The following is a 22392-nucleotide window of genomic DNA, read 5'->3' as shown; positions in this document are numbered from 1 at the left end:
TCTCTTTATTCAGTACCATCAACCTGATTAGCGATACGATCGATTGCCAGCGTTCCGGGACGCTCACGACACTTTGGATGCTCTTTGCAAACACCTAAAGTGCCAAGTAAGCGATTTGCTTCAGTACGAACCAGATCCAGAGGAACCTACTTCACCGCAATAACCCCGCAGAAGTTGCACCATTTGAAGAAGGTGGAAACTCGACTGAAGCCAGCCTCTTGCAGCATTCGGATATTCTCTTCACTGGTGAAGGGCACAAGCACCCCTCTGAGCGCTTGCGCCTTGTTGTAAATCTCGCTGACATCAAAGCCCATTTCGGCTTTTTTCGACCAGTGCAGATGGATATACACATCGGTCAGGACGGGATCAGCGTCCAGTATCTTCTCGACCAGGATAAATGCCCCCCGTTGGGCGAGGCTGGCGTGAATCTTGCGGCACAACCCTAACCGTTCCTGAGGATTGACGAATTGCAAGGTGTAGAGCGAGTAGAACAGGGCAATATCCTCGTCAAAGGGTTCCTTGAGGACATCAGCACATTTGAGGGTAATGCCGTTGTATCCCCGCAAATAAATTTGAGCCTGGTCAATCATCGGCTGGGATGAATCCAATCCGGTGCATTGCAGCCCTTTGCCAACGTGCCGTTTCCGCAAGTCCACTAACAAGTGCCCAGTGGCACATCCTAAGTCATACACTTTCGCGTGATCATGCACAAACCAATCACTCATCGCGATCGCCAGTTGGTGCGTTTCTGCATAGTACGGCACTGACTTTTGAACATGGGTGTCAAAGTTGGCGGCGACATCTTTGGTGAACTTCCATTCTGCGCGATCGCTGGTGATGCCATCCCCGGTAGAACCGTTCGTCAGTGGAGGTATTGATGGTGAAGTAGTCATAATGTACTATGTACTATATTCAAAAAGACTGAGAGTAACGACCATGAAATTCGGCTCAACTCGCTGGTATCCGGTGGATGCAACCAACAAGATTGTTTACTTAGATGCCCAAATGCGGAAAATTGACTGCACTACGGCAACGTTTCCGCACTGCGAAGGGGTTCATGGGTTTCGACTCCGAAAGGATTGGGCCACAATGCAGGCTCAGGGTTACACGCTGAAGCGACTTTTCAAGGATCGTCGTGGGGGCGCTGGTCACAATCAAGGTCGCAAACCTGCGAACATAACCACCATTAAGCTGAATATTAACCGATCGCTCCACAAACGGTTAATGGATCGAGTCCAACGTATTAAGGAACGGAGTGGGATTTCCATTACCTTTCAGGAGTATTGCAGTCGGTTAGTGCTGGAATCAAACCCGAAAGCGATCGCAGACAAGTATGAAGTACCTGCGTTTAGCTCTCCCGGTGAAATCACCATCAAAATCACTGATGAAGCGCATAATCATCTTAGGCAGTTAAGCCAAACGGTGAAACCCAAACATCCCCAGGTTGTCACAATGGTTGGCATTTTTACTACGATCGCGCTGATGGAACTGAAAAGCAAAGTCTAACTCTATTCCGTTAACGGTTTCAGTCCCGTTGCCGGGATTCAGTGAGTTGGAAGATCATCTAATAGTGCGTTATCTAGAACTGTTTTCGTGTTTCAGTCCCGTTGCCGGGATTCAGTGAGTTGGAAGATAAGCTCTGATAGCTTCGCCCCTTCGTGCTTTTCAGCAGTTTCAGTCCCGTTGCCGGGATTCAGTGAGTTGGAAGTGGATTTGGTTTGTCAGGAAATCATGACATTTGAAGTTTCAGTCCCGTTGCCGGGATTCAGTGAGTTGGAAGCAGTGTATCGAGCCGAAACTCATTGCCAACCTGTTTGTTTCAGTCCCGTTGCCGGGATTCAGTGAGTTGGAAGCCAGAGAATCGAGCGATCGCCGCGCTCATCCAGGTTTCAGTCCCGTTGCCGGGATTCAGTGAGTTGGAAGTCATTAAGCCGCGAATTACAAGCCCCAAAAGGACAGTTTCAGTCCCGTTGCCGGGATTCAGTGAGTTGGAAGCCATGAGGAGCCATCCTGCGAACTCCAATTCAGACATTTGTTTCAGTCCCGTTGCCGGGATTCAGTGAGTTGGAAGTTCAAGTGGGCAGATTGTCGCCTCACATCTCGATGTTTCAGTCCCGTTGCCGGGATTCAGTGAGTTGGAAGTGTGGGTTATCCAGGGGCACTTTACTCGCCTACTCAGTTTCAGTCCCGTTGCCGGGATTCAGTGAGTTGGAAGCGACCGCAGTTGTAGCCATTGGTGCAACGAGGTAGCTGTTTCAGTCCCGTTGCCGGGATTCAGTGAGTTGGAAGACAACATCTTGGATAAATCGATATACAGCGCTGTGGCGGTTTCAGTCCCGTTGCCGGGATTCAGTGAGTTGGAAGTGCATACTTACCTCATAACTTGATCAACTGTGCTGGAGTTTCAGTCCCGTTGCCGGGATTCAGTGAGTTGGAAGCCGTTAAACTAGCCGCGCTATTCCCGGATAAGTCCACGTTTCAGTCCCGTTGCCGGGATTCAGTGAGTTGGAAGCCTGCGGATCGTGACTAACCGGATTGGATCAAATCATGTTTCAGTCCCGTTGCCGGGATTCAGTGAGTTGGAAGTGCTGGTAGTGGGGCGGAAGCTGCCACCACTATGGAAAGTTTCAGTCCCGTTGCCGGGATTCAGTGAGTTGGAAGCGGATTGTACTCACACCCTAGCCGGACAGAAGGTTGGTTTCAGTCCCGTTGCCGGGATTCAGTGAGTTGGAAGTCGGATAGCCGCGCTCCTTTCCTACGCTCTAGTCGATTAAGGTTTCAGTCCCGTTGCCGGGATTCAGTGAGTTGGAAGCCCAGAGAATGGCGCGATCGCTGCGTTCATCCAAGTTTCAGTCCCGTTGCCGGGATTCAGTGAGTTGGAAGCAGGGTCGTTCCCGACTTGCCAGGTATCAAAGGTTTGTTTCAGTCCCGTTGCCGGGATTCAGTGAGTTGGAAGTTAACATGCTTTTTGCAGATTTGGCACAGCGTTTGAAAGTTTCAGTCCCGTTGCCGGGATTCAGTGAGTTGGAAGGTCACAGGTACAACGGGATGGACAAGAGCCTTAGGGTTTCAGTCCCGTTGCCGGGATTCAGTGAGTTGGAAGTCCAGCTAAGACCGGGAAGACCTTTGTCAAATCAAGTTTCAGTCCCGTTGCCGGGATTCAGTGAGTTGGAAGCTCAGATTCAACTGCAATCCCACCCTTCCAGTCGGAGTTTCAGTCCCGTTGCCGGGATTCAGTGAGTTGGAAGCGGTGTTGTATTTGAGATTAAGCCGGGACGCGATGTTTCAGTCCCGTTGCCGGGATTCAGTGAGTTGGAAGCTGCTGCCATCGCCTGCAACGACTGGACGATCGCAAGTTTCAGTCCCGTTGCCGGGATTCAGTGAGTTGGAAGCCAGAACAGGCTGAGGGGGTGAGTAATGAGCCGTAGGTTTCAGTCCCGTTGCCGGGATTCAGTGAGTTGGAAGAAACCTAATCACCCCTCTAAGGAAAGAATCATGAAGTTTCAGTCCCGTTGCCGGGATTCAGTGAGTTGGAAGCGCCAAATGGATTCTCAAGATCGCCAGAAGTGGTTTGTGTTTCAGTCCCGTTGCCGGGATTCAGTGAGTTGGAAGTGCCGCCCGTGTTCAAAGATGTGGCGTATGTAGAGAGCGTTTCAGTCCCGTTGCCGGGATTCAGTGAGTTGGAAGGCTGTGCAATCCGGACAATCGACCGGCTGCGATCGTTGTTTCAGTCCCGTTGCCGGGATTCAGTGAGTTGGAAGGTTGTGGGAGCAGTGAACGTTGACCTGTATGTGCAAAGTTTCAGTCCCGTTGCCGGGATTCAGTGAGTTGGAAGAGTCTGAGGTGGACAAGGAGCGGCTAACAATCTCTCGCGTTTCAGTCCCGTTGCCGGGATTCAGTGAGTTGGAAGAGCGTTGGGACAGGGTAAAGCGATCGCGCAAGTCGAGGTTTCAGTCCCGTTGCCGGGATTCAGTGAGTTGGAAGAATTGCCAGGGTTGAAAATGGTTGCCAGTGTCGAGTTTCAGTCCCGTTGCCGGGATTCAGTGAGTTGGAAGCAAAAGGTATTGTTCGGGGTCGTTGTTTCCCTATAGCGTTTCAGTCCCGTTGCCGGGATTCAGTGAGTTGGAAGGAAGACGTTCCCCCTGGAGATTTGTATGCAATCTTGGCGTTTCAGTCCCGTTGCCGGGATTCAGTGAGTTGGAAGAAGAATCCCCTCGCCTTTAGGCATGGGGAGAAAGTCAAGTTTCAGTCCCGTTGCCGGGATTCAGTGAGTTGGAAGCGCTACACGCTGCTGTGTGGAAGCAAATTCACCGATGTTTCAGTCCCGTTGCCGGGATTCAGTGAGTTGGAAGCCCATGCGACCAGACTGGCAAGGATTAGAGGTTGGTTTCAGTCCCGTTGCCGGGATTCAGTGAGTTGGAAGAGCCATGATAACAGTCATTCCAACGGAGAACTCAATGTTTCAGTCCCGTTGCCGGGATTCAGTGAGTTGGAAGCGGTTGAATCTCTAGAAGAAGCTATCGCTGTAGCTAAGTTTCAGTCCCGTTGCCGGGATTCAGTGAGTTGGAAGGTTGAGCACCCCCAATCCGCTCGGGCGGCTTAGCAGTTTCAGTCCCGTTGCCGGGATTCAGTGAGTTGGAAGACTTTGGAGACTCTTTCTTATGCCTACTGACGATTTGTTTCAGTCCCGTTGCCGGGATTCAGTGAGTTGGAAGCTCAGGTTAGAACCACTTAGGTCAGCGTAGTAGAGCCGTTTCAGTCCCGTTGCCGGGATTCAGTGAGTTGGAAGACAGTGATAGAGTAACGGATCGGTTGCCAGCAAAGGGTTTCAGTCCCGTTGCCGGGATTCAGTGAGTTGGAAGATATGAGGCGTGGCTGGAGCGCGATCGTTCTGCGTGTTTCAGTCCCGTTGCCGGGATTCAGTGAGTTGGAAGTCCGCGCCCTGAGAGTGGCTCTGAGAGGGGATTCCTAGCCAGGTTTTGGCAGATGCCAGTTTACAACCTCATTTTAACCTCCACAGACCTATTACTTCTGCGCCGGAGATTAAAAAAGTATTGATTTATCAAGGTTCTAGCGTTTGGCAGATCCCCCAGGGATTTTGCCCTTGCTTCGGTCTGCCAAAATTGAGGATGCCCAATCATAGAATAATTGTCTCCTGTTGTCGAGGTTGCTCTGACCCATAAGTAATTGTCCGGCGGACAGAGCCAGCATCCAACACATAGATTCGGACTGAATCCTCAGAGGGCTTAATCAATTTTTCAACTTGGACTTGGAGCTTGGCAAACTGTACAGCGGTCAAGAAACACTCGAAAACACTATACTGTTCCCATTTCCCATAGCCAGACAGGAGCTTGTGTAGCCTCGTTCGTCGCTTATTGGCTGCCTTCGTATCTGGCAAATCGTAAATGATCAGGTAAAAAAGCGTGGTCATCGAGAAAAACCGTAAATGGGGACGGAAAAAGCGAGGGCAGATAGCTAACGTAATATCAACGGTTTGTAAGGAATCCCCTCCTGTAGATGCCGTCCCAACAACTTTGCCTGCAACTCGATCGCCCGCCGATAGGTACAGCGATAATCAAATACTGGATGTTTAAACTCATCCCCCAACTTGCGTTCAAACGCCTGGAGAAACGTTTTACGTGGCGTATCTAACAGGCGATAGGCTCCCAAACTTTCCTCAAAATCCTGCGGTTGGATTTCCCGCTTATTTAACACTGACAGCACGACATTATCCGCCACCAACGGGCGAAACTCCTCCATCAAATCCAGCACTAAGGCGGGTTGTCCTCGTTGGACTTCATGGAGGTAGCCAATATAAGGATCCAGACCAGCCAGATGCACCGCTGCCGTCACTTGCACCCGTAATAGTCCATAGGCAAAACTGAGTAAGGCATTGACTGGATCGGTAGGAGGACGACGATTGCGCCCCTGAAAGACCCACTGGTGATCCAGCATCGCCGACCAAGAGGCAAAATATTCTCGCGCCGCCAAGCCCTCAATTCCTCGTACCTGATCGAGCGTATTCTGTTGCTCAACCAGCTTTTTGCGGAGTTTTAAGGAAGTTTCTCGGACATCGTGACGATACAGTACCGCATTTTGATTATGAATCTTAGTCGCCACGATCGTCTTGACGAACTGCAACCGCTGTTCTGCATGTAAATAAAGTCGATATTGAGCTAATCGGAGTTGTCCATTCCGGGAATATCCGGGTAATGCAGAACCTAAATACTTACCGAACGGAGACAAGTAATGCAATGGCATCCCTAATTCTAGGGCATACACAAAAGCGTCACCTGTCACCTGGGGATTTCCCATTAAAACGATTTGTTCTACGGTTTGCGCCGGAATCGTCTGCTTTTTCCACGACCCATCTGCCTGCTTAAGAGACACCGAGAACGCCTCATACACCTTACTGAGAACGGCATCAGGTTGGGTCACATATAGAACTGACATGAGATTCTCGCCTCAACTGGTTAACTTCAAAGGGCAAACAAATTCTCTGTAGGCTACACGCCTGACATTTTTTAGGATGATCGATCGGGGCAGGCATCGGTTGCTCAACTGCACAACGAGCCTTCGCGATCGCTGTTTCGGTCATTTGTCGGAGTTCTGCTGTAAACGTGACCCGCTGCCGTCGGCGATTGGCGTGATAGAAAATTTCGCCATAGGCAATGGTGCTGCCCATACGTTCCTCCAGGCAAAGTGCCGCCGCACAGAGTTGAAAGTGATCATTCAAATGCTTTGCCATCTTGCCTTTTTTGTATTCAATTGGCACCAGTTGTTCCGCCTGGTCTTCTACTGCATCGATAATGCCGGAAACCAGTAAGCGATCGCTCCAAACCCATTGCTGCTGATGAATTAAAATTTCCTCTTCTTGGAGTACAGCTTCTTCATTGATATGGCGATGGAGATGACGGCCCAAAATAATATGCTCGTTATCTTCCATCTCACCCAGTACGTACTCCAAATAAAATCGCCGTGGACAATATTCCCAGGCATTCAGATATGCCAGGGGTAAGTAGTCTTCCATTGTCGCCATCAGAATTTTGGAAACTAAAGACAGCCCCGTTAACGGGATTCTTTATGGACTTTGGTCTGACCCATTCCCATCGCGGTTTTTCGACCCACTCCAGCAAAGCGAGCAAACTGGGCTAAGGTCGTAGCAATTTGAGCTTGGGTTGGATCAGCAAACTGATAACGTACCATTCCCTGAGCCCCAATCTCTGCACCACCTTTCATTTTGAGTGCGTAGGTCTTCAGCTCATACGCGGCGGTCACCCCTCGCCATTCGATGCTAGGAAACTGTAGGTCTAGGGGAGCAAAGGCATTCCAGCGCCGCAATAGGCTGTTAAAAACCAACTCTGGCAATGGAAAAGGTTGAATCACTTTGCCCTGCTTAAAGCTGGTAGGTGTGAGAAATTGTAGGTCGATCGTGGACTGTAGGGGCAACTGGGCTAGAGCTTCATAGGTACTAGATTGTAAGATATCAACCCCATGCCCAATCCGGCAGGGAATATCCGTCAGAGTAAGTTCGGTGCCTAAATCCTGTGCCAATCCCCACAAGAGCGGTGCGAGAAGAGACTTTTGCAATAAGCCAATTCGCAAGTAGAGTTGACGTGCAGAAACGGATTTCATCACCAGCGAGAGAGGTAAATTCTCCGCCTGGTGCAATTGAGTGCCCAACAGTTCATTGGCAAGACTGAACCAGCGTAAACAGAGGGCATGGATCGCTCGCCCCACCGTGGGTGGCAATTGCTCGGTTGTTGTGATTGGAACCTGCACAACATGGAGCGAACTGGAATCCACTTCAACGCCTGTCAGATCATAGGGGTGTCCTTGCCACTCGATCGTGGGACTTAGCCCAATCTGGTGACAAATCGTTTGCATCAGATCGGAATACGGTTGTGGTTGTGGCAAAACCGCCATGATGCGGGTAACACCATGATTTTTAGACAGAGGAACCCAGGTGGGTGCAGGATCAAAGGCTGCCATCCAGCTTGCTAAAGGTTGGAGTTTCCGGGGTGCAGCACTCGATTTCAGGACGACATTCAGTCCGGCAATACCTGATTCAGAGTCTTGTGTATAGGTCATAGCGGGTGCTCGTAGAAGTTAATTTCAGAGGGAGAAATCCAGGTTTGATCAGTCGGTCTTTGCCCAATTGAGCTTTTTCAGTTGAGAAGGGGTTGATGCGACTGAAGCTGCTTTTGTCGCCCAAATCATCCATCGGCTGGACTGTAAACCCGCGATCAGGATCCGGCTGAAATACGGGCTCTGGAGCGTGCTGAGTGGCTTCTGGCAGATATTGGAAAAAACATCCCCGTTTACCGAAGTAGTTGATCTGGGCAAAGAGCTGTTCTAATTCCAACAGGCGATCGCTCTTACCCGCACAAATCTTTAGATTGCCTTCCAGATGTACCCATTCCCGGAAGACAAATCCATCTTGTAAGGGTATGGTCAAACGGCTTTTATCGGTCTTATCGGCTGTCTGATCGTAGTAGCGCAGTTTATAGCCATTGCGATTCACAATCAGCGTTTCGGGCGGTTGAACAAAAATTTCCAAATCTCGTATCCAGGCAAATTCTTGCTTGATCCAGCGATCGAAGTCATCCCCATGATGGCTACCCTGAGCCTCCAGTAGAACCTTGAGTAACGCCATTTTGATCGCGTAGGGCGTAGGTACCAGATTTGATCGCGCTGCCATGCTGGTCGCATCCGATCGTTTAAGCGAAAATAGGCTTACGGGTTGATAACTCACGGTTAACCATTGGTTCCCCTCTAAACTTCGCACACCGGAGTCTGAAGGCTTACTCTCCCGCTTCGGCATGGTCACTCTCCCAGGGTTGTGCTTGCTCAATCAAGGTGGCGATTTGCTCAGCGAATTCAGCCAGGGTGTCAAATCGGAACAGTTGGATTGTGCCTTCTCCATTCATACGATTGAGTGTTTGAGCCAAACTCTCAATTTGCCGTTCAAAATCCGGTTGCAGCGGACTCACCATCGGGGCAGGGCAGCGCTTCTTGCTGACGGTTATTACCCCTGTAAACCCATCGGGGTGCGGTAAGTGAGTGTTACGCTTGGCTCCATTTGGTTGCAGGAAGGTGTACAACACACTCTTAAGTAATGCATCGAGTCGTTGCTTACGCTCTGCTTGATCAATGACATAGTTGAAGCCGTGTGGATTGTAGCCAATCCGAAAGGCTTCAATATTTAACACGGCTGCATATAAACCAGAACTGATCTGCACATTGTAAGGCGTTGGATTGTCCTCACCATACTTGGCATGGAAATAGCTCTGAGTTTTAACAAAGGTAGGAACACCGACGACCGTACCAAATTCAATTACAGATTCTCGCTTCAGGGTCTGTCCACCTTTGACAGTCACCATAAAGCCCTCTAGATCACTCATGGTACAAAGCCTTAAGACTTTATCAGTCCGCGTGGACAGATCCGTTTCTTGGTTCGAGAAGAAGGTGTCTTTCTGAGCTTCAATATCATAACCAACGCGATCGGGGTTGAACTTTTTCCCGCCCTCCGACAAACTCAAGCGGCTCTCGATCGCAATGCGATGCAAATGCTCCGATTGAATGTGCTTGAGCATGTCACCAGACACCCCATTAACGTACTGAGGTTCAGGATTATTCTTGTCGATCACATAGTAGCGTCGGGTCAGAGATTGATTCCCTTCATTGCCCTCATTATTCAACGCATGCAGTTGCCAGGATAACTGACCACTTACAGAAATTGAGTAGACCGGAAATTGGATTGCTTTAGCCATTGTTCAGTTTCTCCTTATGCAACATTCTCAGCCAGGGTTTCAGAATCATCGTGTGCTTCATCTGAAGTATCTACAGGTGCGCCTTGGGGTTCACCTTGTAGCGGTTTTCTCCACCGAGCGTAGCCATAAGCAATGAGTAGATTGGCAACGAGACTGGTGGGAAATTGATCCAGCAGAGCAATCACCTGATCGAGATCTTCCTTGCGTGTCCAGATTCGTTTCACTTCTTTGCCACGGCTCTGCAATCGAAAGTTCTCATCCTCATATCGAGCCAGAAATGCCATCAACTCAGCAGTAAATTCTGTTTTGGATGCAGCGCAGTTCCCCAAACGTTGTGCCAGCCCATAGACTCGATCCCACTCCAGGGTTTGTTCCTTACCATCTTTGTCTTTGATGCTGCCTGCATAAACGGTTGAGCTATTAATGGCTCGCGCAATTCGGATGAAGCCTGGATTTTCTGTAATTTGTTGCAATTCTGGTGAGAGGCTTTGAGTCATGATGTTTAATCCTGCTTGAGAAAAGAGACGAGGACGATATTTCGCCTTCTTGTCGGCAAACTGTCGTGTGACATAGTCGGCATAGCTAACCTGAAATCGAAAAAACTGGTTGAGCGCATCATTTGTACTGCTGGTAATGAAATCCCGGTAGGCGGCTAAAAGTTCGCTGTGCCCCTCCTCGGCAGAAAGCGATCGCACCACATTCAAGTGCTCCAGCAGTACGTCCTGATACTCATTGACCTCCTGTTTATTGCTCGGACGAATCCAGTCTGGCAAGCCGAGGCTAAAAATTTCTTTCACCCCATACACTTGACCTTTGGAGTTAAAGTGTGTCCCACTAAAACCACCCACTATCCTTTTAATGGAGGTTCCTCTACCACGTTGCCTGCGTGCCTCTGGTTGTGTAACGACACTATTGGCAGGATGCGAGTTCAAAAGCGCTCGGCAGAATTTGAGGACTATCTCTGCATCAAACCGGGCTACCCCAAATGCTCCACTCGGAGGGTTGGTTTTGCGTAGCTCGGTTAATGCGGTGCTGTATTCAAATAGCGGAATCTCTTGGGGTTCTAGTGCGACGACACGCCAATCATACGTTTTCTCAGCCACTTTGACTCGCTCGGACAAGCCAAACTCAAGTAAGCCTGCTGCAATTAACCACAGCAACACCCATTCTTCAGTCTGACTACTCCCAAGCTGGTTGCTATCGGCTTTGATGCGGTTTACTCCTTGGACTGAAGTAGGCAGAAACACTTTCACAGCACTTCCAGGTTTGGGCAAACTCTGACCCGATCGCTGTTTGAATGCATCTGCAATCGCCTGAGCAACTCCCGCTCCTGGCGTGTTATCAACATCAAATGCCTCTAGAATGGCCGCTAAAAGGGCACCAAAATTAGGTTGCAGCTCAAGTGCCGCGAGCCACAGGGAATTATGGTTGCGATCGTGACGCATGGAGGTCAAGATCACCCCATTCTGGGTTCTTGGGTCAAATGAAGGGGCTGGTTGTTCTGCCTCTGGTAGCTTGCGTTTTTCGCTGTCTGGTAACCTCATCCATTCTCGATAGCGAGTGCGTTCTTGAGATTCCTTCACGGTGTCAAAAAAGTCTGTATCAGATGGAATAGCTGTTACGTCTGTTTTTGCACCTTTAACAGGTGGAAACAGATTGAAGAAAGTGAGATTAGCTGCTTCATCTGCGGCAATATCCACAGCCAGCTTCAGTTCATAGGATGTGCCGCGATCGTAGAGGACGATCTCTTCCAAGCCATAAAGTTGTTTTTGAACCTGTCCAATCAGTTGGGCTAACCCAAGCATCAAAAAGGTGTCAGCATAGGTGCCAAATAGCTGGGGAACCTGGAGCATTTGAGTCATAGAGGGATTTACCAGCGCTGTTCAAAATCTTACTGTCTCTTGGAAGAGGTCACTTCCAAACCAGTCAAGCACACCCTTTAGATTTGCACCGATCGCCCGTCGCAAATTCGCAGCCCTCGTACCACGAACCAGTAAAGCTGCTGGTATTTCATTTGGTCTGGGTTAAAGCAATTGAGCCGAACTTCATCAACGGGGTAAATTTGCTGAGAGAGCATGGGAGGCTCTGATGGCAGCGATAGGATTTGGGAGAGTTGCTTGGTAAGGAGCCGTTGCCAGCTTTGTGCGATCGCCTGATTTGCCATGCCATGCAGATGCAGTTTGCCCCGTCGTCGCTTGTCCTGTCGCAGTTCCGCTAGATCATCTGACTCCCACCCCTTTGCCCAGGCAGAATGATGCTTGCCTGCTGCCATTTCGATGACGTTGCAGAAGGCGTTGATTTGGTCGTTATCCGCTTGAAACAAATTTTTCAGCACTGGAATCAGGACAGCTTCCAGGATCTCATCAGCAAGAAACGCACTTTCGATCGCATGTCCCGGTCGAGGGTTCTGTTTCTCGTAGGCTTTGAGGCTGGCTTTTTGGGTTCTATCTTCCGAGTCCAGAGAGGTTTCGTCTACCGGGTCAAAGTCAGTATGGGCGAGCAGATAGTCTTTGGGATCAGAACCTTTGAAATCCTGGTGTGCGATCGCCTGCCACCCTCGCATCGCGGCTTGCCACTGGATCTGTAATTTACCTAAATCGTGAGTCAACACAGCTAAGAACACCAGAAGTTCAAACAAGGCTTCTGCCTGGGTTGGAGTAGAACGGGGAAAGAACTGGTTACGAATGAACCTGCCGCCAGCCTGAAGTTGTTCATCCCGCATACTTTGGTACTTTGGTTGGTTACGGGGAAAAGGGTTGTTCCAGCATGTCCAGATTCGCCCCAGATGACCCACATAAGTATCCATGTGGTAGCAGTATTCCTGGCTGTTCGCCTGAACAGGCTTAACCTGAGACAGGTAATTGCCTTCTACATTTACGCCAATCTGTAAACCGATGTCCTCGTCGTAGTCGGCATAGCGTGGGTTAACCAGTAAACGAATACTAGTAATGATGTCATTTTGATGGGTAATAGGTCGGGCAACAGGCAAACTATAGCCCTCACCTTGTCGCCTTTCCGGTTGTACTGCTTGCTTGAAGATCCAATCTGGGGAATGGCTATCTTGAAACTCGCGCCAAATTTTGAGCAACGTGGTTTTGGGGAGTGAAAATGCTTCTAAACTCCGTAAATCCACTTCTGGTAAATCCAGGTCAATCATGGCCTGCTCCTGCACCATGAAGACACTGCGATTATCCACATCGCGAATCAACTCCTTTGCAGCGGATTGTTCTCCCTGGAATACGGCTGCCCGAAAGCGATCGTCAAATGTCTTCCGGTTGTCCTGTCGTTTTTGAGCCTGGTTGCGGTCGCCTACTCCATGCACCTGATTTACCCAGTCGGCTTCGATCGCAAATCCAACAGCCTGTCCCTTGAAAGCCTGAGTATGGTTCTGCAAGACATCCCAAGTTAACTCACACACCGGATCTTCATAGGGGAGAAATTGACGGCGAGGGCGTTGTTCTACGGCAGCCGTCCGCTCATCATCAGCTTCGGACTGGATCAGGCCTGTTTGTTCCTCGCTTACTTGCAGTTCTCGGTAAACCCTGACTGTTCCAACCTGATGCCCAAACCGAGCGCACCGTCCAGCTCGTTGTAGCAGTGCATTCATGGGGCAAAGCATGGTATGCATCACATCACAGGTGAGATCCATCCCAGCTTCAATCACCTGAGTTGAGATCAAGACATGACAATAACCGTCCTCCTGCTGATATCCCTCCTTGCCAAACAATTGTTTTAACTTATCTTCCTTTGCTTTGCGATCCTTGGGTAAAAACCGTGAATGGAGTAGTGTGATTTGAATCGGTTGCCCCTGCACCAGATCTCGCAAATCCTGAAACAGCCCTTGGGATTGTGCCACGGTATTACACAGGACAATGACTCGCCAGTGCTGATGTTGCTGAATATCGTCCCGAACGAGATTAGCGGTAAGGGGTGTCGTCGCAGGTTCAAAATATCGTTGACGAGTTTCGATCGTCCTCAAATCCTCAGCCTTAACATTTAGCAGGTGAACTACTTCTTCAGAAAAACTGCTGCGACGAGGGTTCAGCGCTTTAATTTTTTGTTGGATTTGTGTGGCTAGTTCTTCAGTGAGGGTGGCTGTCATAAGCAGAAAGGGTGAAATTCCCTGCACCTGCTTAAGGAGTTCTAGCGTGGTAGCAAAGGAGCGATCCGGGTCAAGGAGGTGTAGTTCGTCAAATACCAGGTAGGAGGCGAACACAATGCCTGCATTGACGTTGGCAGACCCTCGCCCGACTGAATAAGGGATATTCAAAAAGCTGCTGAGTAATTGGTCGATCGTGCAAAAGATGATATCTCCTTCAAACCGTGGGTCTTCTGGTGTTTCCCCTGTTTGCAGAGTGACAACTAATGGGCGTTTAGTTGGATAAATGGTTTCCCAATCTCTGACGTAACTCCGCACTCGATCGCGCAAACTGGTTGCTAGCGTTCTCAATGGGACGATGTAAATTAACTTGTTGGGAAAATTCCCAATATCCATAACCTTGGCAAATAAAAAAGGGGCGATCGCGGTTTCGGTTTTGCCTGCACCCGTTGGGGCACGGAGCAAAATGTTTTTTCCAGAGAGGATGGCTGAGATCGTCTCTCGTTGAAACTGTCGGGGTTGAAAGGTGGTTAGCTGGTGGAAACAGGTATCAATTTGGTCATTTGAAATCATGGTTGTCATTCACAGTGACAATGCTTTTTTAATCTAGAAGAGCAACAATTTCCTCGATGGTTAGATTAGATGGATAATTCCAGGGAGAGCCACCAACGGTGCGGCGACCTCCCCAACTTCCAGTTTGAGGATCTTTTCGCTGTTCTGCCTGAGTGAGGCGATCGAAGGTGCCCTGGGTGTAATTCAGCGTGTGTTGGTCTGGATGGAGAGGAATGCTACCCAGCGTATATTGGTTACCACTCTGACGATGATCACGCACTGTAATCGCTTCTGGACGTAAGGAGTGGGGGTACGAGCTAATCGCATGATAGAAGGAACGCGGGTCAACGGAATGTCCAACGCTGCGTACATCACAGACTGCAATAGCACCTTGTTGGGTTTCAAGAAATTGAATTCGATTTTCATCCTTGAGCATCTGAGCATCTGCTTCAATCTGCTGCCAGTAGTCGTCTGCTTCACCACCTTCTCCTGGATAAGGACAGTCCCCTTTTGCAGCGGCTATCAGCCACTCCGTTCCCCGGCGAAAGGCTTCTGAGGAGTAAGCTTCCCAATGCGCTTCTGTCCAGTCTTTGCGCTCGCGGGGTAATCCTAAATCGGCGGCGATTCCTTCACTGGATTTTTTCAGGGCCGCATCAGCTTTCGCGGCAAATTCAGCATACTGGGTAAGGTCAGGTGGAACCATGAGATGGTCACAGTCCCAGGCGATCGCTTTGAATTTGGCGATCGTTTCTGGGGTCAACACTTCTCGCGGCAATTGAATCCAGGCAGCGGCACAACAGGCATCCGCATCCACCATTGTGGTGACAAAGCAAGCAGGCTGGTGGGTGGAATGTTCTTCCTGAAAAGAGGAGTGTTTGGGTAAGGGAATTTCGTCCATTTGGATGTCGGCTCCACCCGGACGGTGATGATCCCAGTGGAGGTCATCCGGTTTCGCTTCCCAATTGGGAACAGTGCCATCCACCATAATGATTTGGTGGTCAGAGGGCAGGCGATCGGCGTTAGTGGTGACGAGATATCGCATGGTAATGAGAGGGGGAACAAGGAGGAAGGTGTTTTAAGATTAGGGGTAAGGGAATTTAGGAACACCAGTCTTCGAGGGGAAGTTGTTATGGTCGTGCAAATTCCGATTCAGCGCATCCAGGTGCCACCGGGGCAACGGGTTTTGTTGCGGGATGTGAGTTGGGAGGAATTTGAGGCGATTTTGCAGGAGCTGGGCAATCACCGTACAAACCGGGTTGCTTACTGTGATGGGCTGTTAGAAATTATGTCACCGTTACCAGAGCATGAATATTTTAAGGAAACGATCGGGGATGCCGTTAAAGACATGGCAGAAACGCTCGATTTGGACTATGAGAGCTACGGCTCTACGACCTGGCGACGGCAGGCAAAGCAGGCAGGCTTAGAACCGGATAATTGCTTCTATTTTCAAAATGAAGCTAAGGTGCGAGGTAAATTGCAGTTTGACCTGGATCAAGATCCACCACCGGACCTGGCATTAGAAATTGATGTCACCAGTCAATCGATTGATCGCTTTCCCATCTATGCCCGCTTGGGAGTTCCAGAAATCTGGTGCTACGACACGGGACGGTTAAAAATTTATCACCTCCAGAATGGTCAATATATTGAGGTTCAGCAAAGTGCAATCTTTCCGCAACTGGATGTTGGCGCATTACCGCAACTGATTGAGGCAAAGCGATCTGTGGGACGGTTGGCGTTGCGGCGATCGATTAGGACCTGGGCCAGGGAGCAGGTGGGGAAGGAGTGATGGTGCGATCGCTACAATTAACCGACTATGAACAGCTGACCACAGTTCTAGATTTTCCAGATAAGGGTTCATTCCAGGGAAGGGCGATCGCACGGGAGCAGGAAGGGGAGAGAGAGATGCTTCTATGGTATCGAAGGTGAGAGGGGCGATCTCTGCATCCTTTTCACTTGCGCTTCGGTTTTTTCTGTGCCCTTTCCAAGGCTAATTCCATAGCAGTCTTGCTACCTTGATTAGAGGATGAATTTCCAGGTTTCGGTTTAGGGCGATCGCTACCACGAGGGAGACGAGGATTTGGTTTAGGAGTATTCCCTCCACCTGAATTCCCAGGGTTCGGATTATTATCGTCATCTCCATCATCACATCCCATTATTTGTAAGGGAGTTGGTAATACAGGGCGATCTGCATACTCATTCACTTTTCCCTTTTTGGGTGTACCGATATGTTGCAAATTTGCATCCCTTTCAATCTCCATGTATCGCCTTTCGTCTAATTCTGCTTGAGATAAATTCTCTTTCCATGTCAACATTGCGAGCAGCATTTTAATACGCCGTAGCTCTTTAAAGGAGCCTGTAGTGCCAAGACTTTGAAGGATGAAGTTCTCAAAAGCAGCAATATAATTAGATTCTTCATCAGTAGTTACAGCGTTGCTGTATCCTGTCTCCCAAGCATTTCCCTCGTTGAAGAGGGTGTTGTATCGTTTAGTGCGATCGCTTAAATAAAACTGATGCTCGATCTTAACTGCTCCCATACCTAAAGGTTTACCCATACCTAGGGAAAGACGATACTTAGTATCACGAGCAAAATCTAGCACCCATAACAAACAGCCTAACTCCACATTACTAAGGTTTTCAAAGTAAATGTTGAACTTAAATACAACTCCTTTGTTAATAGGTTGGATTAGAGTTGTTTGAGTATCAGAGACTTTCTTAGGGGCACCAATAACTTTTTTGGAAGGAGTCAATTTGAAAGTTGGATCATTTCCTTGATGCCAATATAGCTTGTGACCACGAATTACCGTAGCTCCCTGACTTGCATAGTGCTTCAAGCTTAAGGGATCAGCTGTTTCAGGTTGAACCAAATAATGTGAGAAACTAGTAGACTTCGGTTCAGCTAAGATTTTGGGAACTACTGACTTTTTGTTTTCATACCATATTTCCTGCTGGCTGCTTTGATACAAACCATCTGTAAAAAATACACGTCCTGCTCTTTGTCTGCCAAATTGTTGATCGAAATTTTTAGATAGTTTTTCTTCTTCAGATTCTTTTTTAATCCAACCAAAGATGGCATCAGCCAAATCAATACACGATAGCTTTCTCAAGTCTTTGGGGACAAAATCCATAACGGTGGTTGCATGACCATCACCTTGAGGAGAGTAGGGAATACGAAAGTTTGGGCTTTGACCGAAAAAACTTACTATATTGCTCCCAGGTTTAGGAGGTAAGTAGAAGACAGGTCTACCTCTTTCTAACACTCCCCAATCCTTGTTAAAGGGTGAAACCTTCTGAAAATCAGTCAAGGCGTTACGATAATGCTCGACCGCTTCTTGATCTAATCGATAGATATCTGAATTATTTGCATCTTCGGTAAAAACTATACAGTGATTAGAGCGTGGAGAAGATTCATTTCCTTGCTTCATATTTCCACTGGTAACGAGTTTACAGCTTGCCCCGCTGCCTTGTAACGTAATCCCCTGTACAAACCAACGTGAAGCAATGACTTTACCATTCCTTGTTTCTTTCCTTTCTTCCAAAGATTGGTAGTTGACGTTTAAATACTGTGGTCTATAGTTATCATCGTTAAATTTCTTAAAATTTGGTAAGTTAGTGAGTTCATTCTCTTGAACCCAGGCGAAAGTTACACCGTTAGTTCTTATAGCAGGTTGAATATACCAACCTTGAGTATCTTCTTTGAGATAACCAGCCTGAACTTGCTTATGATCAACATAAGTTTTGTATTCCTTTCCCCAAGACTCTTTGTTTGGATTTGATCCAACTGCTCGGAAGAATAATCTTTGATGTCCCGAAACTCTTTCAATCTTGCTGAAACTGACAATTTCCACTAAATTTCGTAGCATTCCTCGTAAGCTGCTACCGGGAATAACTGGTAGTAGCTCTTCATCTTTTGATTTAACTAGAGTGTGAAAAAAGGGAGCCAGAACATCTTTACGCTCTTTTTCCCAAGCTTCCTTTCTTTTCTCCCATTGTTTCTTCTGCTCCATCCACTGTTCTTTCTGATTTTCTGTTGCACCCTTTGATAATTCTGGGCAGGGTTCTTGAAAATCACAATACTTTTCAAAATCTGCTGGAGTCATCCCACAACGGATATATAGAGGAGAATCTGTGGTGAGAGTACATTCAATTTTGCCAGTCAGACGATCTCCCTTTCCAGTCAAGTGATCAGTATAATAGCGATCGTGATCTGGAGGTAGCGGTGCTGTCACTACTTGGTCAGGTAACTCAACGAAGTTATAGGGCGCAACTGCTTTTCTATTGGGAGGTACGTTACTTAAATGTTTTGGCAGAGACATAGCAATTCCCTCTAATTCTCATTTGTAGTTAAATCAACAAGACGACTGAGATAAATACGGGCTATACCGTTGTCTCCATAGTTAACGTAGTGACAAACAGTAAGGCGAACTCGTCGAACAAGTTCTTCAGCTTTGTTAACTTCGATGTCTGTAATTGGAACTGCGTGCTTTAGACCTTGAAAGCCTTCTTTCAAAATAGTGAAGCCTTCGTTCTCTCGCTTATACCCGTGCGTTCCCCAAAGCATTTGATTTTCAATGATGGAATTAGTCTCCGAATTACCAATGAAACGGGCTTTCCATTCACTACCAGACCTCCATAACATCATTTCACCTGCTTGACTAAAAACTCGGCACTGTTGCAGAGTAGCCAGACGTAGTAACGGAGATTGGGGTAATACACAATTAGAGATGCTAAGGATTCCTTGCCTGAAATGCCCCCAGATTATACCGTCGTCTGCATGAGCCAATAGATACTTTAAATGATAAGTCTGAGCGTGAACATTTAGCCACTCAAACAAATCCTGATCATGAGTAAGATCAGAAATGGGTAGAGGCTTACATAATTCTTCTTTCATGCGGCACTCTCCCTAGTTGTGTAATTTGTCAGTGCTTCAACAAATTTTTCTAAACTAGTTGGGTTACTAACTTGTAACTGCTCGTCATTTTGAACAATTGTCCATTCTCTCTCTGAACCAGACACATAACGAGTAATGACTGCTGATTTGCCTTGTAAGCGTCCTCGACCAATGCTGCTTTCACCACCTACGGGTAAGTCTTCAGTCCATAAGTCTTTGAGTAATAGCAAAAGCAGTCCAATTTCATGATTTTGCGGTAAGCGTAACTCAAGTTGAAGAGTAACTAATGTTTGGTCGCCACCGAAAACAGGCTGTTCATCAAACAAGGCTCCATGATAAGCCCCACCCGTAAAGCGATCGATCGCAATTCGATTTTGAACAAGATCATGCCCGTTCTGAATTTTCGTTTCGTACACAACTAAGCGGCTGGCTTGTTTACTTTCTCTATCCGCATTACCAAATAACTTCTCAATTAGATCAGTATCTTTCCCAAGCGTATTAACAATCCTTTCTGCCCGATGACGTAAAACGCCAGCTAAGCTTGTACCCGATAACACAGGTACCGCATCAGTTGAATGAGCCTGCTTGGACTTAAGATGTACTACGTCAGGAGCACGTTCAGTCGTAGCTTGTCCTGAACGGATCAGAAGTGAACCATTCAGGCTAAACAAAGCATGAATTGTGAACCGCTCTCGCTGGTCTGACTCCAAATTCTCAGGTTTCAGAATATCAAGGATTTTACCCACATCAGGTTGTTTAGTATGAGTAGCCCAGGGTCGGTCAAATGTTAACCAGGCAAGGCGCTCGCTTGGTTGTGTCATATCGAATTGCCATACCTGCCATTGCTCAATGTGGCAACGACCAAAACCTCGCCGCTTCTTCATTCCAATACCGATTGCGCCAAGTTCTAAACCTTCCAGGGAAATAGCTAGTTCCCTAACCAAGCGAGCCTCATCAGCTAATTGTCCCTGGTCATTGTATTTATCGATGAGTAATTCAAAACAGAGATCAAACTGAGTACCCGCCTGAATTAACTCAAGATCATATTTAGCTTTATCCTCAGCGGTTCTTCTTTTATTGTTGATCTGGATTCCATCGCGTGATTCAACACCTACTGCTTGACTACTCAAAGCATCATGAACAATGAGCGGACTTTGATCACCATCAGGATCGCTTTTACGTCCCCCAAATAGAATGGAATCTTCATGAGAAAGGTAGCCCCCACGATATTCACGCAAATAGTTTCGCAATGCGCCAGCAATCGAAGCTCCAGGTAGTAATGCTTTATCTTCTTCAAAGCTATCCCGAAGAAGCATTAAATCAACCAAGCCATCAGCATCTCCACTGCTGAGACAGGTAGGTGTATCTAAGATCAACGCACCACGAACAATAATCCGCTTAGTAATGTATCGTTGGTTGCGGTAAAAGCGATTATTACTCATAATGCTCGCTCCTTCACTGTTTTTTTTGCGATCGCAATAATTAGTCGCAGAGTATATTCTTTAGCGAGTTCTTCTGTAAGAGATTGTTGGACAGATTCATCTCCAACAGTGAGAGTCAAATCACGTTCAGGACGAGTGAACCAACTGGTAACAAACTGGACTGGATGATTTAACCACTCGTCTAGGTTCTGTCTCAGTGATATGCCGTCAATCTTGGCACGCTCAAACTGACCAGATGCATTAGATGGAAGATTTGCTAGAAGCGATCGCACAGAATCGCAATTACCTGTTGTAAGGGCTTCTCTTGCTATAAGTTGCAGACGAGATAATTGACTATTCTTGATTCCTTCTCCCTGAATTGATAAACGGCTGACTCTATCTTCTAATTGTCGTTCCAGTCGTTGTTTCATGAGTTGCTTTGCCATACGTCGGGCAATTGTTCGAGATAATTCAGTCTCTAAACTCAAAGTTTGGGTTTGCTTAGAAGGTTCTGGTCGTTTAGCACTTAACTCCCATTCCTCTATCCAGTTCACTGCAACTCGCCCAAATCCATCAATGCGGCGATCTCCAATTCCATAGGTTTCTAGCTGCTGAATTTCATCAGCACTTAGCTCAAGTCCCTTAAAGGAAATTACACTACCAGCAGATACAGCAATGACTTGGGGCAGAGGTAGCCCCCACTTTCGATTAAAACCACCAACGACAATATTGCTTGAATAGATGTTGCTAATCTTCAAGTCTGGCAGAGTTCTCTTCAGAAGAGACTCCAATTCTCCCCGGATGAGTTTTATGTCGGCTGTCGGCTGTCCAAATTCATCCCTTAGAAGTGCATCACTTAACAAGGTAATTGTGCAAATGTTTTGTTTTGCTCTCTTTGTCGCTTTAATTCCAATCTCGCTCCAATCCTGATTATCTGGATGGGGATTTAGAATTTTCGTATGTCCATAACCAGCACTTTGAGAACCACCTAACCATAGATCATTAGAGCGTTCTAGAAGTTGCTGAAGTATAGTAGCTGCCTCATCTGACTGGCATAAAATTACAGCCTGAAAGGTTTGACCAGTATCGATCGCGTCATACCGAAAAATTGTCCCCTCGCCTTTCTGTTCATTAGTTTGTTGATCTCGTCGAGCTTGCATTGAGCGACCTTTGCGGCGATCGCGCTGATTATGAACGTTAAGTCGTCGAGTTACAGCATGAAGAATAATTTTGCTGTCTTTCACAGTACAAAACTCTTGCGTAACTTTTTTAGGTTCAAATTCTTCTATATCTGGAAGTTCACAGTCTGGATGAATACGATCGTAAACAGACATACCCGGTGAATCTTCTGGAGGAAGATCAGTATTTTTTTCTTTAAACCAAGATTTAGGAGTAGGTAAGGTTCTCCGTCCAGTTGAGTCTTCTAAATAAGCATTGAGATAGCGAATCTGATCTGGATCGAAGAATAGTTGCTGAATTTTCGCATCATCAAGATTCAAGTCATGCAATCCCTCCTGCTTCATATAGCGACCAATCAAAGCACCACGAATCATACTGCCTGGAATATATGAAAAGGAAACATCACTATTAGGATCACCCTGGAAAGATGTAGCTAATAAAGGTTGCTGAGTTTGAAGAGAAAATATAACCGCTTTCACA

At 47.5% G+C, this 22392-nt stretch carries 17 protein-coding genes and 1 CRISPR repeat array; of the genes, 3 read left to right on the top strand and 14 right to left on the bottom strand.

What is annotated here, in order from left to right:
• Positions 1-43 precede the first annotated feature (43 nt).
• Entirely contained in the window at positions 44-163 is a 120-nt protein-coding gene (locus ACN4EK_RS10700) for a helix-turn-helix domain-containing protein (RefSeq protein WP_431657848.1), read from the top strand.
• Here ACN4EK_RS10700 and ACN4EK_RS10695 read toward each other — a convergent pair.
• Positions 147-893: a methyltransferase domain-containing protein gene (locus tag ACN4EK_RS10695; RefSeq protein WP_431657846.1), complete on the bottom strand. Its 747-nt coding sequence runs from the start codon at positions 891-893 to the stop codon at positions 147-149. The two genes, ACN4EK_RS10700 and ACN4EK_RS10695, sit on opposite strands and share 17 nt — an antisense overlap.
• Positions 894-936: 43 nt before the next feature.
• On the opposite strand from ACN4EK_RS10695, the gene ACN4EK_RS10690 reads away from it, so the two are divergent.
• Positions 937-1506, top strand: coding sequence for a hypothetical protein (locus ACN4EK_RS10690; RefSeq protein WP_431657845.1), 570 nt, complete (start codon positions 937-939; stop codon positions 1504-1506).
• Positions 1507-1522: 16 nt separating this feature from the next.
• A CRISPR array of direct repeats spans positions 1523-4934; the repeat unit is 37 nt; unit sequence GTTTCAGTCCCGTTGCCGGGATTCAGTGAGTTGGAAG.
• A gap of 203 nt (positions 4935-5137) precedes the next feature.
• On the opposite strand, the gene cas2 is transcribed toward ACN4EK_RS10690, so the two are convergent.
• From cas2 to ACN4EK_RS10645, 9 genes are all read right to left on the bottom strand, one after another.
• The gene (cas2, locus tag ACN4EK_RS10685; protein ID WP_431657844.1) at positions 5138-5431 is read right to left on the bottom strand and encodes a CRISPR-associated endonuclease Cas2; all 294 of its coding nucleotides are present in this window, start codon (positions 5429-5431) and stop codon (positions 5138-5140) included.
• Positions 5432-5475: 44 nt separating this feature from the next.
• The gene (gene cas1d, locus ACN4EK_RS10680; RefSeq protein WP_431657843.1) at positions 5476-6453 is read right to left on the bottom strand and encodes a type I-D CRISPR-associated endonuclease Cas1d; all 978 of its coding nucleotides are present in this window, start codon (positions 6451-6453) and stop codon (positions 5476-5478) included.
• Positions 6425-7039, bottom strand: coding sequence for a CRISPR-associated protein Cas4 (gene cas4, locus ACN4EK_RS10675; protein ID WP_431657842.1), 615 nt, complete (start codon positions 7037-7039; stop codon positions 6425-6427). The genes cas1d and cas4 overlap by 29 nt, the downstream gene beginning before the upstream one ends.
• A 29-nt stretch (positions 7040-7068) precedes the next feature.
• Complete coding sequence (cas6, locus tag ACN4EK_RS10670) at positions 7069-8091, bottom strand: CRISPR system precrRNA processing endoribonuclease RAMP protein Cas6 (RefSeq protein ID WP_431657841.1); 1023 nt, start codon at positions 8089-8091, stop codon at positions 7069-7071.
• Positions 8069-8824: a hypothetical protein gene (locus ACN4EK_RS10665; RefSeq protein ID WP_431657840.1), complete on the bottom strand. Its 756-nt coding sequence runs from the start codon at positions 8822-8824 to the stop codon at positions 8069-8071. Before ACN4EK_RS10665 ends, cas6 begins: the two co-directional genes overlap by 23 nt.
• A complete protein-coding gene (locus ACN4EK_RS10660; protein ID WP_431657839.1) occupies positions 8805-9773 on the bottom strand; it encodes a DevR family CRISPR-associated autoregulator in 969 nt (322 codons plus the stop codon). The genes ACN4EK_RS10665 and ACN4EK_RS10660 overlap by 20 nt, the downstream gene beginning before the upstream one ends.
• Before the next feature lie 14 nt (positions 9774-9787).
• Positions 9788-11635: a hypothetical protein gene (locus tag ACN4EK_RS10655; protein WP_431657838.1), complete on the bottom strand. Its 1848-nt coding sequence runs from the start codon at positions 11633-11635 to the stop codon at positions 9788-9790.
• 77 nt (positions 11636-11712) lie between these two features.
• On the bottom strand, positions 11713-14445 hold the full coding sequence (gene cas3, locus ACN4EK_RS10650) for a CRISPR-associated helicase Cas3' (protein ID WP_431657837.1): 2733 nt from the start codon (positions 14443-14445) through the stop codon (positions 11713-11715).
• A gap of 28 nt (positions 14446-14473) precedes the next feature.
• Entirely contained in the window at positions 14474-15466 is a 993-nt protein-coding gene (locus ACN4EK_RS10645) for a hypothetical protein (protein ID WP_431657836.1), read from the bottom strand.
• Positions 15467-15553: 87 nt separating this feature from the next.
• On the opposite strand from ACN4EK_RS10645, the gene ACN4EK_RS10640 reads away from it, so the two are divergent.
• Positions 15554-16210 (top strand): Uma2 family endonuclease, encoded by a 657-nt coding sequence (locus ACN4EK_RS10640; protein ID WP_431657835.1) that lies wholly within the window; start codon positions 15554-15556, stop codon positions 16208-16210.
• A gap of 163 nt (positions 16211-16373) precedes the next feature.
• On the opposite strand, the gene ACN4EK_RS10635 is transcribed toward ACN4EK_RS10640, so the two are convergent.
• The 4 genes from ACN4EK_RS10635 to ACN4EK_RS10620 are packed head-to-tail and all read right to left on the bottom strand — an operon-like array spanning position 16374 to position 22391.
• Positions 16374-18737 carry a TIGR03986 family type III CRISPR-associated RAMP protein gene (locus tag ACN4EK_RS10635; protein ID WP_431657834.1) on the bottom strand — a complete coding sequence of 788 codons (2364 nt, stop codon included), beginning with the start codon at positions 18735-18737 and terminating at the stop codon, positions 16374-16376.
• An 11-nt stretch (positions 18738-18748) separates the two neighbouring features.
• Positions 18749-19312, bottom strand: coding sequence for a type III-D CRISPR-associated protein Csx19 (gene csx19, locus ACN4EK_RS10630; protein ID WP_431657833.1), 564 nt, complete (start codon positions 19310-19312; stop codon positions 18749-18751).
• Positions 19309-20754, bottom strand: coding sequence for an RAMP superfamily CRISPR-associated protein (locus ACN4EK_RS10625; protein ID WP_431657832.1), 1446 nt, complete (start codon positions 20752-20754; stop codon positions 19309-19311). Before ACN4EK_RS10625 ends, csx19 begins: the two co-directional genes overlap by 4 nt.
• Entirely contained in the window at positions 20751-22391 is a 1641-nt protein-coding gene (locus tag ACN4EK_RS10620; RefSeq protein ID WP_431657831.1) for an RAMP superfamily CRISPR-associated protein, read from the bottom strand. Before ACN4EK_RS10620 ends, ACN4EK_RS10625 begins: the two co-directional genes overlap by 4 nt.
• Between the last annotated feature and the right edge of the window lies 1 nt (position 22392).

This window comes from Pantanalinema rosaneae CENA516 (assembly GCF_050753385.1).
In the GTDB taxonomy this organism is placed as follows: domain Bacteria; phylum Cyanobacteriota; class Cyanobacteriia; order Leptolyngbyales; family Leptolyngbyaceae; genus Pantanalinema; species Pantanalinema rosaneae.
The sequence above is the reverse complement of the archived record's forward strand: the minus strand, read 5'-3'. Positions and strand labels throughout refer to the sequence as shown.

What these genes read in the sequence shown, in the direction of transcription:
- ACN4EK_RS10695 (WP_431657846.1), bottom strand. Translation starts at nt 893, where the DNA reads ATGACTACTTCACCATCAATACCTCCACTGACGAACGGTTCTACCGGG.
- ACN4EK_RS10690 (WP_431657845.1), top strand. Translation starts at nt 937, where the DNA reads ATGAAATTCGGCTCAACTCGCTGGTATCCGGTGGATGCAACCAACAAG.
- cas2 (WP_431657844.1), bottom strand. Translation starts at nt 5,431, where the DNA reads ATGACCACGCTTTTTTACCTGATCATTTACGATTTGCCAGATACGAAG.
- cas1d (WP_431657843.1), bottom strand. Translation starts at nt 6,453, where the DNA reads ATGTCAGTTCTATATGTGACCCAACCTGATGCCGTTCTCAGTAAGGTG.
- cas4 (WP_431657842.1), bottom strand. Translation starts at nt 7,039, where the DNA reads ATGGCGACAATGGAAGACTACTTACCCCTGGCATATCTGAATGCCTGG.
- cas6 (WP_431657841.1), bottom strand. Translation starts at nt 8,091, where the DNA reads ATGACCTATACACAAGACTCTGAATCAGGTATTGCCGGACTGAATGTC.
- ACN4EK_RS10665 (WP_431657840.1), bottom strand. Translation starts at nt 8,824, where the DNA reads ATGCCGAAGCGGGAGAGTAAGCCTTCAGACTCCGGTGTGCGAAGTTTA.
- ACN4EK_RS10660 (WP_431657839.1), bottom strand. Translation starts at nt 9,773, where the DNA reads ATGGCTAAAGCAATCCAATTTCCGGTCTACTCAATTTCTGTAAGTGGT.
- ACN4EK_RS10655 (WP_431657838.1), bottom strand. Translation starts at nt 11,635, where the DNA reads ATGACTCAAATGCTCCAGGTTCCCCAGCTATTTGGCACCTATGCTGAC.
- cas3 (WP_431657837.1), bottom strand. Translation starts at nt 14,445, where the DNA reads ATGATTTCAAATGACCAAATTGATACCTGTTTCCACCAGCTAACCACC.
- ACN4EK_RS10645 (WP_431657836.1), bottom strand. Translation starts at nt 15,466, where the DNA reads ATGCGATATCTCGTCACCACTAACGCCGATCGCCTGCCCTCTGACCAC.
- ACN4EK_RS10640 (WP_431657835.1), top strand. Translation starts at nt 15,554, where the DNA reads ATGGTCGTGCAAATTCCGATTCAGCGCATCCAGGTGCCACCGGGGCAA.
- ACN4EK_RS10635 (WP_431657834.1), bottom strand. Translation starts at nt 18,737, where the DNA reads ATGTCTCTGCCAAAACATTTAAGTAACGTACCTCCCAATAGAAAAGCA.
- csx19 (WP_431657833.1), bottom strand. Translation starts at nt 19,312, where the DNA reads ATGAAAGAAGAATTATGTAAGCCTCTACCCATTTCTGATCTTACTCAT.
- ACN4EK_RS10625 (WP_431657832.1), bottom strand. Translation starts at nt 20,754, where the DNA reads ATGAGTAATAATCGCTTTTACCGCAACCAACGATACATTACTAAGCGG.